Raw genomic sequence first — 13,186 nt, 5'->3', positions numbered from 1 at the left:
CCGACAACCCCCTAGAATCGCCGCCACGATTAAAGGAGACGACTTCATGCTGATGGTGATTTCACCCGCCAAGACCCTCGACTATGAAACACCGCCGGCGACCCAGCGCTTCACCCAGCCGCAGTACCTCGACCACTCTCAGGAGTTGATCCTGCAATTGCGTGAGCTGTCCCCGGCGCAGATCAGCGAGTTGATGCACGTTTCCGACAAGATCGGCGGGCTCAACGCCGCGCGTTTCGGCAGCTGGACGCCCGCGTTCACCCCGGAAAACGCCAAGCAGGCGCTGCTGGCCTTCAAGGGCGATGTGTACACCGGCATGAATGCGCAAACCCTCAGCGAAGCCGATTTCGATTACGCCCAAAAACACCTGCGCATGCTCTCGGGCCTCTACGGCCTGCTGCGTCCGCTGGACCTGATGCAACCCTATCGCCTGGAAATGGGCACCAGGCTGGCCAACGCCCGGGGCAAGGATCTGTATGCCTTCTGGGGCACGCGCATCAGCGAATGGCTGAACGAAGCCCTGGTCGATCAAGGCGATGACGTGCTGCTCAACCTGGCGTCCAACGAGTACTTCTCGGCGGTCAAGCGCAACGACTTGAACGCGCGCATCATCAATACCGAATTCAAAGACCTGAAGAACGGCCAGTACAAGATCATCAGCTTCTACGCAAAAAAGGCCCGCGGTTTGATGAGTCGCTTCGTCATCGATGAACGCATCAATGACCCGGCCACCCTCAAGCAGTTCGACGTTCAAGGCTATCGCTACAGCGCCGAACAATCCAAACCGGACAATCTGGTGTTTCTGCGCGATCACGCACCAGAGTGATGCATCCAGTCGGCGCACGACCTCCACATCCCCTCGTGCGCCGACCCTTGATTCACTTCAACCTTCCCCACCTTTTAGCCATTTTTATGGCGTCAAAAATACATCGACCAATTTTCTAACTTTAGTTTCACTCGACTTCGAACATTTTTTTGCGTAGTGGCACTGACTTTTTTTAACAGTAGTGGCAAAAAAATATCCCGCCCGATGATCCGCCTATATATAAAGGGCGAAACGGCAAGTGCTATCAATTTGAGAGCAGTGCCATCTCTCTCAGTATTTCAAGAAATTTCAGATTTCACGATGAGCGGACTGGAACTATGTCCAAACGCGCCGCTCATACCACCGGTAACGATTCTCGCCGAACGTGTACGAGATAACTTACGCAGATAAGCGATTCATGTAGCGAAGTTGAAACACTAACTTGCGCTGAATAATCACTGATTTGGACAACAGCAATCGGACAGGAGATAACGCGGTATGACTATCCCCTACAAGGCCACGGCAGCGCCCCTATAAACGTGCTCACCCGAGCACCCAACCGCTTGATCCACGGGCTTTCGGCCTGACATCAAGCGTGCAAGGCCGTTGCACCTGCATCCTTCCGACAGGAGGATCGGCTGCATAACAGGGCAAATCATAACAACAAGGCCTAGTTGCGCACACCTTGAGTGCATTTATTTAGACACTCGTAACTTATATGCCAGCACAGGGCATCGTTGTGCCTGTAAGGCACACTTGCGAGTGCACTAAAACACGCTGAACACCATTAACTCCGGCCATCTAATGGCTTGATGTTTACAGGCTTGATAACAGAGAGGTAATTGCGATGCGCATCAGCATTTTTGGTTTGGGTTACGTCGGCGCGGTATGTGCCGGTTGCCTGTCTGCACGGGGCCATGACGTCGTTGGCGTCGATGTGGCCAAAGACAAGATCGATATGATCAATGCCGGCAAATCGCCGATCGTTGAACCAGGCTTGGGCGAACTTCTGGCACAGGGCATCCAGACGGGTCGTCTGCGTGGCACCACCAACTTCGCCGAGGCGATTCGCGACACCGACCTGTCGATGATCTGCGTGGGCACGCCGAGCAAGAAGAACGGCGATCTGGAACTGAACTACATCGAGGCAGTGTGCCGCGAAATCGGTTTTGTCCTGCGTGACAAGACCACCCGCCACACCATCGTCGTGCGCAGCACCGTGCTGCCGGGCACCGTGGCCAACGTGGTCATCCCGATTCTCGAAGACTGCTCCGGCAAGAAGGCCGGCGTTGATTTCGGCGTAGCCGTGAACCCTGAGTTCCTGCGCGAAAGCACCGCCATCGCCGACTACGACCAGCCGCCAATGACCGTCATCGGCGAATTCGACAAGGCTTCCGGCGACGTTCTGCAATCGCTGTACGAAGAGCTCGACGCACCGATCATCCGCAAGGACATCGCCGTCGCCGAGATGATCAAGTACACCTGCAACGTGTGGCACGCCACCAAGGTCACCTTCGCCAACGAGATCGGCAACATCGCCAAGGCGGTCGGCGTCGACGGTCGCGAAGTGATGGACGTGGTCTGTCAGGACAAGACCCTCAACCTGTCCCAGTACTACATGCGCCCGGGCTTCGCCTTCGGTGGCTCGTGCCTGCCAAAAGACGTGCGTGCCCTGACCTACCGCGCCGGTTCCCTGGACGTGGAAGCGCCGCTGCTCAACTCGCTGATGCGCAGCAACGAATCCCAGGTGCAGAACGCTTTCGACATCGTTTCCAGCCACGACAAACGCAAAGTCGCCCTGCTGGGCCTGAGCTTCAAGGCCGGCACCGACGACCTGCGTGAAAGCCCGCTGGTTGACCTGGCGGAAATGCTGATCGGCAAAGGCTATGACCTGAGCATCTACGACAGCAACGTCGAGTACGCCCGCGTTCACGGCGCGAACAAGGACTACATCGAGTCGAAGATCCCTCACGTCTCGTCCTTGCTGAACTCCGATTTCGACGCGGTGATCAACAACTCCGACGTGATCATCCTCGGTAACCGTGACGAGAAGTTCCGCGCCCTGGTGCAGGACGTTCCACACGGCAAGCAAGTGATCGACCTGGTTGGTTTCATGTCCAAGGCCACCAGCACGAATAGCCGGGCTGAAGGTATCTGCTGGTAACGCGGTATCTGTAGGAGCTGCCGCAGGCTGCGATCTTTTGGCGCCGGCGTGATTGCTGAAGATCAAAAGATCGCAGGCTTCGCCAGCTCCTACAGGGATTCTGGCGTCATCCAGAGCGGGTGCCGCCAGTTTTCACAGGCCTGCCTTAACCCCATCGGGCCACCCCAAAGGCTCGCCCGAGATCGAGACGGATGCAGATTATGCACAGGCTAAAACACGGCCTACTCCAGGCCGCCGGTTGGCTGTTCTACCTGAGTTTACTGATGGGCCTCGCCATGGCGTTGCCCGTGTCCACGTTCGACTCCGAGTCGAAGGACTTCATTTTCCTGATTGGCGCCGTGGGTATCTGGCGCTATTCGATGGGTGCCACGCACTTTGTGCGCGGCATGATCTTTCTGTACATCGTCTACCCCTACCTGCGACGCAAAGTGCGCAAGCTGGGCAAGGCGGCTGACCCGTCCCATGTGTTCCTGATGGTCACCAGTTTCCGCATCGACGCCCTGACCACTGCACAGGTCTACAGCTCGGTAATCCGCGAAGCCATCGACTGCGGCCTGCCGACCACCGTGGTCTGCTCCATCGTGGAAATGTCCGATGAGCTGCTGGTGAAAAGCTTGTGGAGCCGGATGAATCCGCCGTCCCGGGTCAAACTCGACTTCGTGCGCATTCCCGGCACCGGCAAACGCGATGGCCTGGCCTACGGCTTCCGCGCCATCTCCCGGCACCTGCCGGATGATCGCGCCGTGGTCGCGGTGATCGATGGCGACACCGTGCTGGCCGAAGGCGTGGTGCTCAAGACCGTGCCGTGGTTCCAGATGTTCGGCAACGTCGGTGGCCTGACCACCAACGAATTCTGCGAAGTGCGTGGCGGCTACATCATGAGCGAATGGCACAAGCTGCGTTTCGCCCAGCGCCACATCAACATGTGCTCCATGGCCTTGTCCAAGCGCGTGCTGACCATGACTGGCCGCATGTCGGTGTTCCGCGCCACCGTGGTCACCAACCCGGAGTTCATCGCCGACGTGGAAAGCGACTCGCTGCAACACTGGCGCCTGGGTCGCTTCAAGTTCCTTACCGGCGATGACAAGTCGAGCTGGTTCAGCCTGATGCGCCTGGGCTACGACACGTTCTACGTGCCGGACGCGGCGATCAACACCGTTGAACACCCGCCGGAAAAGAGCTTCATCAAGGCCAGCCGCAAACTGATGTTCCGCTGGTACGGCAACAACCTGCGGCAGAATTCCCGCGCCCTGGGCCTGGGGATCAAACGCCTCGGCGTGTTCACTTCGGTGGTGCTGTTCGACCAGCGCGTGTCGATGTGGACCTCGCTGCTGGGCCTGACCGTGGCGTTGATCGCCAGCTTCAAGTACGGCACCGCGTTCATCCTGGTGTACCTGCTGTGGATCGGCATCACCCGGTTCATCCTGACCTTGTTGCTGTCGTGCTCCGGACACCGGATCGGCCCGGCCTACCCGGCGATTCTCTATTACAACCAGATCGTCGGCGCGCTGGTGAAGATCTACGTGTTCTTCCGCCTCGATAAACAGTCCTGGACTCGCCAGCCCACTTCTCTGACCCGTGATCTCGCCAGCTTTCAACGTTGGTTCAACACCTGGTCGTCTCGGACCATGACCTTCTCTGCCGGCAGCATTTTTGTCGCCGTGCTGCTGTTGATGGTCTGACCGCCCCCTTATTGAATTAACCAGGAAATCGCCCTTATGAATACCGCCGTCAACGCCAACGTAGTGCATGAATCCGAAGCCCAGCGCCAACACGCCCGCGTGAAAATCCCGGCCAAGCTGCGTTTCTTCGGCCCCGACCGGACACCGGTCGAAGCCCGGGTGATCGACCTGTCCGCCGGTGGCCTGGCGTTCAACGCCGGTCAATTGCCGCTGAAGATCGGTGACGTGTACAAGGCCCGCCTGCAATTCCTCATCGACAACCTCGGCCTGGCCATTGACGTCGAATTGCAGGTCCGCTCCTTCGATCGCGAGACCGGACGCGCCGGCTGCCAGTTCCAGAACCTGGAACCACGGGACATCTCGACCCTGCGCCACCTGATCACTTCGCACCTGGCTGGCGACATCGTCAGCGTGGGTGAAATGCTGGCGACCCTGCAGCGCGACAACTTCACCAAGGCGCGCAAGATGAAGGACGGCGGCCACGGCATGACCGCGTTCGGCCGCCTGAAAGCCGTGACCTTCAGCCTGGGGGTCTTCGTTGTCGGCCTGACTGCATTCGGCTTTGTTTTCAAATCGGTGTACGGCATGTACTTCGTCAGCCACGCCCAGGCCGGTCTGGTCAGCGTGCCGGGCGTGAACATCACCATGCCTCGCGACGGTACCGTGCAGAGCCTGGTGAAAGCCGACGGCGTGGCCGCCAAGGGCGCACCGCTGGCGACCTTCAGCACCAGCATGCTCGACGTGCTCAAGGGCCATCTGGACGAAGACCAACTGGCCCCGGCCAAGGTTGCAGAACTGTTCGGCAAGCAGATGACCGGCACCCTGACCTCGCCGTGCGACTGCACCGTGGCCCAGCAAATGGTTGCCAACGGTCAGTACGCCAGCAAGGGTGACGTGATCTTCCAACTGGTGCCGCGTAACAGCGAAGCCAATGTTGAAGCGCGCTTCTCCTATCGCCAGTTCGGCGACGTGCGCCCGGGTACTTCGGTGCGCTTCCAGATCGCTGGCGAGGACAAGAGCCGCACCGGCAAGATCGTCAGCAGCACCAGCCTGAAAAGCGCCGATCTGTCTTCGGACATCCGCGTGCTGATCCAGCCGGACGAAACCCTGGACAGCTCCCTCGCCGGCCGCCCGGTGGAAGTCAACAGCGACCGTGGCCCGAACCTGAACTGGCTGATCGACAAAGCCATGGCTGTCGGTCTTTAAGTCGAGGACATGCCTGTGACTATCACAAAAATCTCGAACACACCGCCATCCCTGTGGGAGCGAGCCTGCTCGCGATGGGATCAGCGCGGTCTGTCTGATGTACCGAGTTGCCTGCATCGCGAGCAGGCTCACTCCTACATGGGAACACTGTGTGCAGTGGCATTGGCGGTGAGCCTGGCCGGTTGCGCCGGCCTGCCCGACCAGCGCCTGGCCAACGAAGCGCTCAAACGTGGCGATACCGCCACCGCCGCGCAGAACTACCGGCAGCTGGCCGACCTGGGCTACAGCGAAGCGCAGGTCGGCCTGGCCGATATCCAGGTCGACAGCCGTGACCCGGCGCAGATGAAACAGGCCGAGGCGACTTACCGCGCCGCGGCCAGCGTTTCGCCGCGCGCCCAGGCTCGCCTCGGCCGACTGCTGGTGGCCAAGCCCGGTTCCACCGAAGCGGAACAACACGAAGCTGAAACCCTGCTGAAAAAAGCCGCCGCCGCAGGCGAAGGCAACACGCTGATCCCGCTGGCGATGCTGTACCTGCAATACCCGCACAGCTTCCCCAACGTGAATGCGCAACAGCAGATCAGCCAATGGCGTGCCGAGAACAAACCGGAAGCCGGTCTGGCGCAGGTGCTGCTCTATCGCACCCAGGGCACCTACGACCAGCATCTGGATGACGTGGAAAAAATCTGCAAGGCCGCACTCAACACCAGCGACATCTGCTACGTCGAGCTGGCCACGGTCTATCAGAAACAGGCCAAGCCAGAGCAACAGGCCGAGCTGATCAAGCAGATGCAAGCGGCGCACGCCCAAGGCACCGTTTCGGCGCAGCGCGTCGACAGCGTCGCCCGCGTGCTCGCCGATGCGTCCCTGGGCAAGACCGACGAGAAAACCGCACAGTCGCTGCTCGAACCGATCGCACCGGGCTACCCGGCGTCGTGGGTCAGCCTCGCGCAACTGCTCTACGACTTCCCGGAACTGGGCGACGTCGACCAGATGATGAAGTACCTGGACAACGGCCGCGCCGCCGACCAGCCCCGCGCCGAACTGTTGCTGGGCAAGCTCTACTTCGAAGGCAAACTGGTGCCGGCCGACGCCAAGGTCGCCGAAGAGCATTTCCAGAAAGCCGTCGGCCGCGAAGTCGCTGCCGATTACTACCTCGGCCAGATCTATCGCCGTGGCTACCTGGGCAAGGTCTATCCGCAGAAGGCCCTCGACCATCTGTTGACCGCTGCGCGCAACGGCCAGAACAGCGCCGACTTCGCCATCGCCCAACTGTTTTCCCAAGGCAAGGGCACCAAGCCTGATCCGCTGAACGCCTACGTCTTCAGCCAATTGGCCCTGGCCCAGAACACCCCGCAAGCCACCGAGCTTGCGCAAACAATCCAAACGCAATTGCCGCCCGACCGGTTGGCCGAAGCCCAGCGCCTGTTGAAACAAGAACAGGCCGTGCGCGGTGCCCTGAGCCCGAACACGCCGGAACTGCACACCCTGCAAGAAGAAGTCAGCGAGGAATCCCAATGAAGTTGAATCCATTCATGAAGGCCGGCATCGGCCTGACATTCGCGCTGATCTGGTCTTGCCCGACGCTCGCTGCGATGACTGAAACCAAGAACTTCGGCCTGGACGTGAAAATCACCGGCCAGTCCGAAGACGACCGCGACCTCGGCACCGCTCCCGGCGGCGATGTCAATGGTGTCGGCCTGGACCTGCGTCCGTGGGTCTATGGTGAAAGCGGCGCGTGGAGCGCCTACGCCATGGGTCAGGCGGTGACGTCCACCGACATCATCGAGACCGACACCCTGCAACAATCCGATGGCGCCGAGAACACCGACAACGGTGATCGCGAGACCAAGAAAAACTACCTGGCCATGCGCGAATTCTGGGTCGGCTACAGCGGCTTCACGCCCTACCCCGGCGAGATCCTGAAACTCGGTCGCCAGCGCCTGCGCAACGACGACGGTCAATGGCGCGACACCAACATCGAAGCCCTGAACTGGACCTTCGACACCACCTTGCTACGCGCCAACGTCGGTATCGCCGAACGCTTCAGCGAGTACCGCACCGACCTCAAGGAGCTGTCGCCGCAAGACAAGGATCGCCTGCACGCCTACGCCGATGCCGCGTACCAGTGGACCCCGGGCAACTGGGTCGGCATTCGCGGTCATCACACCCACGACAACGGCAAGCTCGACTTCCCGGAGCCGGGTGTGCCGACGGATTCGCTGGACAAAAAACAGAACGGCGACATCAGCTGGCTCGGCCTCACCGCCGACAGCGACGCCTACAACTGGCGCAATACCAACACGGTCAATTACTGGGGCAGCATCACCGGTATGAGCGGCGACATCGACAAGGTCAACCCGCTGAACGCCGATGGCACGCCGCCGGCTGAAGCCAAGCGCGGTGAAAACCTCAATGGCTGGGCTACCGATCTCGGCGTGCGTTTGCGCCTCGATCCGCAATGGCAAGTCGGTGCCGCCTACGCCCGCGCCAGCGCCGAGTACGAACAGAACGGCCTGGAAAGCAACCGCTCGAACTACACCGGCACCCGCTCGCGGGTACACCGTTTCGGCGAGGCCTTCCGTGGCGAAATGAACAACATGCAGAGCGCCACCCTGTTCGGTTCGTGGATGCTCAACGACGAATACGACGCCAGCCTGATCTACCACAAGTTCTGGCGCGTCGACGGCAACAAGCCGGTCGGCAGCAATGGCATCAACGCCGTCCAGAACAACACCGACGACGTCACCGGCGCGATCCTCTCCAGCACTTCGCTGCCGCTGAACGATGGCGAGAAAGACCTCGGTCAGGAAATGGACCTGGTGGTCACCAAGTACTTCAAGCAAGGCTTGTTGCCCGCGTCGATGAGTCAGGCGATCGATGAGCCTTCGGCCCTGGTGCGCTTCCGTGGCGGCGTGTTCAAGCCGGGCGATGCGTACGGCAAGGAAGTCGATTCGTACATGCACCGTGCGTTCGTCGATGTGATCTGGCGCTTCTGATGCGAACCGCGAAGGGAGTGCCCGACATGAACAGTGCCAAGAAAGGTTCCTTGACCTTGCTGGCCGGCGCAATGCTGCTGGCCAGCGCGGCTGCCTTCGCCAATGTGGAGCCGGCGGTGCCTCAACAAGGCAAGCCGGCCACCGTCGCCAAGGGACTGCAACAGGCCAAGACCTACACCGTCAGCAGCGCACCGACCGCGCCGCTGGAACTGGCCAAGCCGAAACTGCCGGACGTTTCCGGCTACACCGCTGAGGCTATCGCCGCGAAAATCGTGCGCAGCAAGGCCGGCAAGATCAGTGTGCGCCGGATGATGCAGGAAGACGCCCTGAAGGACTTCATCGGTGGTGACAACAAGATGGCCGAGTGGGTGGTGCGTCAGCACGGCATCCCCCAGGCGATCTTCGTCGACGACGGCTACATGAACCTCAAGGACCTAGCGAAGAAGCTGCCCAAGCAGTACTTCAGCGAAACCTCGCCGGGTGTGTTCCTCTCCCGGTTGCCGATCGTGGTCGGTCGCCACGGCATCCTGGAAATCGACAAGCAGACCCAGGAACTGCGCCTGTCCCAGGAGGCCGGTACGTTCCTGGTCAACGACGGCCAGCTGTTCGTTCGCGATACCAAAATCACTGGCTGGCGCGAGAAAGACAACGGCCCGGCGACGTTCACTTCGCCCAAGGAATTCCGTCCGTTCCTGCTGGCCTGGGGCGGTACCGAGACCTACATCGCCAACAGCAAGATCGCCAGCTTCGGCTACGCCAACAGTAAGTCCTATGGCGTGAGTATTTCCCAGTACACGCCAAACATGGCCAAGGTGCTCAAGCGCCCTGAGCCGACCGGCTGGATCGTCGGCTCCGAATTCTCGGACATGTGGTACGGCTTCTACTGCTATGAAACCCGCGACTTCGTGGTCAAGGGCAACACCTACAAAGACAACATCGTCTACGGCATCGACCCGCACGACCGTTCCCACGGCCTGATCATTGCCGACAACACGGTGTATGGAACGAAGAAGAAGCACGGGATCATTATTTCCCGTGAGGTCAACGACAGCTTCATCTTCAACAACCGCAGCTACGACAACCACCTCTCGGGGCTGGTGATCGACCGTAACAGCGTCAACAACCTGATTGCCCACAACGAGATCTACCAGAACCACACCGACGGCATCACCCTCTACGAGAGTGCTGACAACCTGCTGTGGGGCAACCGCGTGTTGAGCAACAAGCGCCACGGCATCCGCATTCGTAACAGCGTGAACATTCGCCTCTACGAAAACGTCGCCATGGCCAACGGCCTGACCGGCGTCTACGGGCACATCAAGGACCTGAGCAACACCGACCGTGACATCAAGCTCGACCCGTTCGACGCCCAGGTGTCGCTGATCGTGGTCGGCGGTGAGCTGGCGGCCAACGGCAGTGGCCCGCTGTCCATCGACTCGCCACTGAGTGTCGAGCTGTATCGCGTGTCGATGCTCGCGCCGACCAAATCCAGCGGCATCAGCTTCACCGGCATCCTTGGCGAGCGCCAGGATGAAATTCTCGACCTGCTGGTGCGCCAGCAGAAAGCCGTGCTGATCGACCCCGTCGAACGCCAGACCGAAATGCGGGACTGAGGATAATCTTATGCACCCACACCTGATCAAATTACTCAGCCTGTCGGCCCTGACCGCCGGCATTCTCGCGGCCAGCGGTGGCGCGCGTGCCGATGAAGTTGCCCCACCAAAATTCTCTGCCGAACCGTGCTGCAGCCTGTGCCCGGCTGCTCACGATCCGAAAAACTACACCACCCGTTACCAGCAGAACTTCACCACGCTGGTACAGGCCCAGGGTGACTGGTTGTTCCGTACGCAAGAAGACTTGCGCACCGAATTCGACACCACACCCGCCGGCTACAAACGCATGAAACAACTGCACGATGCGTTCAAGAGCAAAGGCGTGGAACTGGTTGTCGTGTACCAGCCGACCCGTGGCCTGGTGAACCGCAACAAGCTCAACCCGGCGGAGAAAGCCAGCTACGACTTCGACAAGGCACTGAGAAACTACAAGTCCATGCTCGGTCGTTTCGCGCAGATGGGCTACGTCGTTCCGGACCTGTCGCCGCTGACCAACGAGTCATTGCCCGACACCCTGCCCGCCCACGACTTCTACTTCCGTGGCGACCAGCACTGGACCCCGTACGGTGCCCAGCGCACAGCGAAAATCGTCGCCGAGAAGGTCAAGCAATTGCCTGAATTCGCCGACATTCCCAAGCGCGAATTCGAGACCAAAAAGTCAGGTCGCATGGGCAAGACCGGAACATTGCACAACATGGCCGGTCAACTCTGCGGCACCAGCTACGCGATCCAGTACATGGATCAGTTCACCACAGAGCCAAAGGGCGAAGCGGGCGATGGCGATCTGTTCGGCGACTCCGGTAACCCGCAGATCACCCTCGTGGGCACGTCCCATAGCGGCAAGAACTACAACTTCGCCGGATTCCTCGAAGAAGCCATCGGCGCTGACATCCTCAACGTGGCGTTCCCCGGCGGTGGCCTGGAAGGTTCGATGCTGCAGTACCTGGGCAGCGACGAGTTCCAGAAGAACCCGCCGAAGATTCTCATCTGGGAATTCTCGCCGCTGTACCGCCTCGACCAGGAAACCATCTACCGCCAGATGATGGCGCTGCTGGACAACGGTTGCGAAGGCAAGGATGCACAGATGTCCGGCAGCGCCACGCTCAAGCCGGGCAAAAACGAGTTGATGGTCAACAGCAAGAACATGGACCTGCGCAACGGTAGCCACCAGGTCGACATCCGCTTCGCCGACACTTCGGTGAAAACCCTGCAAGCCACCCTCTGGTACATGAACGGTCGCCACGAGGACATCAAGATCGACAAACCGGAAACCTCCGAGACTGACGGGCGTTTCGCCTTCGAGTTGCGCACGGACGAAGACTGGGCCTCGCAGAACCTGCTGGCCGTCGAAGTCCAGGGCCCGGAACAAGCCGGTGCCGCGCCACAGAAAGTCGAAGCGAAAATTTGCAAACGCAACGTGTTCCCGGGCGCCGAGCAGCGTACTGCTTCGGTCGGGCAATGAGGTCTGCCATGCGCAATCCGAAATTTTCAACACTGTTGGCACCGACGCTTTTGAGCCTGGCGATGTTCGCCGGAGCCACACAAGCGGCTGCGCCACTGCGTCCACCCCAGGGCTATTTTGCGCCTGTGGATAAATTCAAGACGGGCGACAAGAGCGAAGGCTGCGATGCAATGCCGACGCCGTACACCGGCTCGTTGCAATTTCGCAGCAAGTACGAAGGTTCGGACAAGGCCCGCGCGACCCTGAATGTGCAGTCGGAAAAAGCCTTTCGCGAGAGCACCGCCGACATCACCAAGATCGAGCGCGGCACCAGCAAGCGCGTGATGCAGTTCATGCGTGACGGTCGCCCGGAACAACTGGAATGCACGTTGAGCTGGCTGACGACCTGGGCCCAGGCCGATGCATTGATGTCCAGGGACTTCAACCACACCGGCAAGTCGATGCGCAAATGGGCATTGGGCAGCATGGCTTCGGCGTATATCCGCCTGAAGTTTTCCGACTCCCACCCGCTGGCCACCCATCAGCAGGAAGCGCAGTTGATCGAAGCCTGGTTCAGCAAGATGGCCGACCAGGTGGTCAGCGACTGGGACAACCTGCCGCTTGACCAGACCAACAACCACTCGTACTGGGCTGCCTGGTCGGTGATGGCCACTTCCGTCGCCACCAACCGTCGCGACCTGTTCGACTGGGCGGTGAAGGAATACAAGGTCGGCGCCAATCAGATCGATGCCGACGGCTATCTGCCCAACGAACTCAAGCGCCAGCAACGGGCGCTGGCCTACCACAACTACGCCCTGCCGCCGCTGACGATGATCGCCAGTTTCGCCCAGGTCAACGGCGTGGACTTGCGCCAGGAAAACAATGGCGCACTCAAACGCCTGGGTGATCGGGTGCTGTCCGGGGTGAAAGACCCGGATGAGTTCGAGGAAAAGAACGGCAAGGAACAGGACATGACCGACCTGAAAGAGGGCATGAAATTCGCCTGGCTCGAACCGTTCTGCTCGCTCTACACCTGTACGCCGGACGTACTGGAGAAGAAGCACAAGATGCAACCGTTCAAGAACTTCCGCCTAGGCGGTGACCTGACCAAGGTCTACGACCCGGCCAATGAAAAGGGCAGCAAGGGTTCTTAGGACAAACACCCCCCTGTAGGAGCTGCCGAAGGCTGCGATCTTTTGATCCTGCTTTTAAAGATCAAGATCAAAAGATCGCAGCCTTCGGCAGCTCCTCCAAGGGCGGTGTCGGGTTTTAGATTTGT

Annotated in this window: 9 protein-coding genes; all 9 read left to right on the top strand. The window is 60.1% G+C overall.

All coding sequences use genetic code 11. The annotated features are described in order from the left end of the window. Positions 1-46 precede the first annotated feature (46 nt). The 9 genes from yaaA to C8K63_RS00700 all read left to right on the top strand — a co-directional run bounded on the left by yaaA (position 47) and on the right by C8K63_RS00700 (position 13,061). Positions 47-826, top strand: a complete 780-nt coding sequence (yaaA, locus tag C8K63_RS00740; RefSeq protein WP_108214950.1) for a peroxide stress protein YaaA — start codon at positions 47-49, stop codon at positions 824-826. 826 nt (positions 827-1,652) lie between these two features. After that, the gene (locus tag C8K63_RS00735) at positions 1,653-2,969 is read left to right on the top strand and encodes a nucleotide sugar dehydrogenase (protein WP_046041959.1); all 1,317 of its coding nucleotides are present in this window, start codon (positions 1,653-1,655) and stop codon (positions 2,967-2,969) included. A gap of 200 nt (positions 2,970-3,169) precedes the next feature. Beyond that, positions 3,170-4,651: a mannuronan synthase gene (gene alg8, locus C8K63_RS00730; RefSeq protein WP_371319101.1), complete on the top strand. Its 1,482-nt coding sequence runs from the start codon at positions 3,170-3,172 to the stop codon at positions 4,649-4,651. 36 nt (positions 4,652-4,687) lie between these two features. Continuing rightward, positions 4,688-5,857 (top strand): alginate biosynthesis protein Alg44, encoded by a 1,170-nt coding sequence (locus C8K63_RS00725; RefSeq protein WP_108214948.1) that lies wholly within the window; start codon positions 4,688-4,690, stop codon positions 5,855-5,857. Between the two features lie 9 nt (positions 5,858-5,866). Beyond that, positions 5,867-7,375 (top strand): alginate biosynthesis TPR repeat lipoprotein AlgK, encoded by a 1,509-nt coding sequence (algK, locus tag C8K63_RS00720; protein WP_108214947.1) that lies wholly within the window; start codon positions 5,867-5,869, stop codon positions 7,373-7,375. Next, positions 7,372-8,853: an alginate export family protein gene (locus C8K63_RS00715; protein WP_108214946.1), complete on the top strand. Its 1,482-nt coding sequence runs from the start codon at positions 7,372-7,374 to the stop codon at positions 8,851-8,853. The genes algK and C8K63_RS00715 overlap by 4 nt, the downstream gene beginning before the upstream one ends. Before the next feature lie 26 nt (positions 8,854-8,879). Beyond that, on the top strand, positions 8,880-10,466 hold the full coding sequence (gene algG, locus C8K63_RS00710) for a mannuronan 5-epimerase AlgG (RefSeq protein WP_108214945.1): 1,587 nt from the start codon (positions 8,880-8,882) through the stop codon (positions 10,464-10,466). A 10-nt stretch (positions 10,467-10,476) separates the two neighbouring features. Next, positions 10,477-11,928: an alginate O-acetyltransferase gene (locus C8K63_RS00705; RefSeq protein WP_108214944.1), complete on the top strand. Its 1,452-nt coding sequence runs from the start codon at positions 10,477-10,479 to the stop codon at positions 11,926-11,928. 8 nt (positions 11,929-11,936) lie between these two features. Further along, on the top strand, positions 11,937-13,061 hold the full coding sequence (locus C8K63_RS00700) for a mannuronate-specific alginate lyase (RefSeq protein ID WP_108214943.1): 1,125 nt from the start codon (positions 11,937-11,939) through the stop codon (positions 13,059-13,061). The last annotated feature ends 125 nt before the right edge of the window (positions 13,062-13,186 follow it).

The organism is Pseudomonas sp. GV085, assembly GCF_003050925.1.
GTDB lineage: Bacteria > Pseudomonadota > Gammaproteobacteria > Pseudomonadales > Pseudomonadaceae > Aquipseudomonas.
Note: the sequence above shows the minus strand (reverse complement) of the source record. Positions and strands in the feature narration are given on the sequence as shown.

Bases quoted from the DNA above. Each gene is read 5' to 3' on its own strand.
- yaaA (WP_108214950.1), top strand. From the start codon at position 47: ATGCTGATGGTGATTTCACCCGCCAAGACCCTCGACTATGAAACACCG.
- C8K63_RS00735 (WP_046041959.1), top strand. From the start codon at position 1,653: ATGCGCATCAGCATTTTTGGTTTGGGTTACGTCGGCGCGGTATGTGCC.
- alg8 (WP_371319101.1), top strand. From the start codon at position 3,170: ATGCACAGGCTAAAACACGGCCTACTCCAGGCCGCCGGTTGGCTGTTC.
- C8K63_RS00725 (WP_108214948.1), top strand. From the start codon at position 4,688: ATGAATACCGCCGTCAACGCCAACGTAGTGCATGAATCCGAAGCCCAG.
- algK (WP_108214947.1), top strand. From the start codon at position 5,867: ATGCCTGTGACTATCACAAAAATCTCGAACACACCGCCATCCCTGTGG.
- C8K63_RS00715 (WP_108214946.1), top strand. From the start codon at position 7,372: ATGAAGTTGAATCCATTCATGAAGGCCGGCATCGGCCTGACATTCGCG.
- algG (WP_108214945.1), top strand. From the start codon at position 8,880: ATGAACAGTGCCAAGAAAGGTTCCTTGACCTTGCTGGCCGGCGCAATG.
- C8K63_RS00705 (WP_108214944.1), top strand. From the start codon at position 10,477: ATGCACCCACACCTGATCAAATTACTCAGCCTGTCGGCCCTGACCGCC.
- C8K63_RS00700 (WP_108214943.1), top strand. From the start codon at position 11,937: ATGCGCAATCCGAAATTTTCAACACTGTTGGCACCGACGCTTTTGAGC.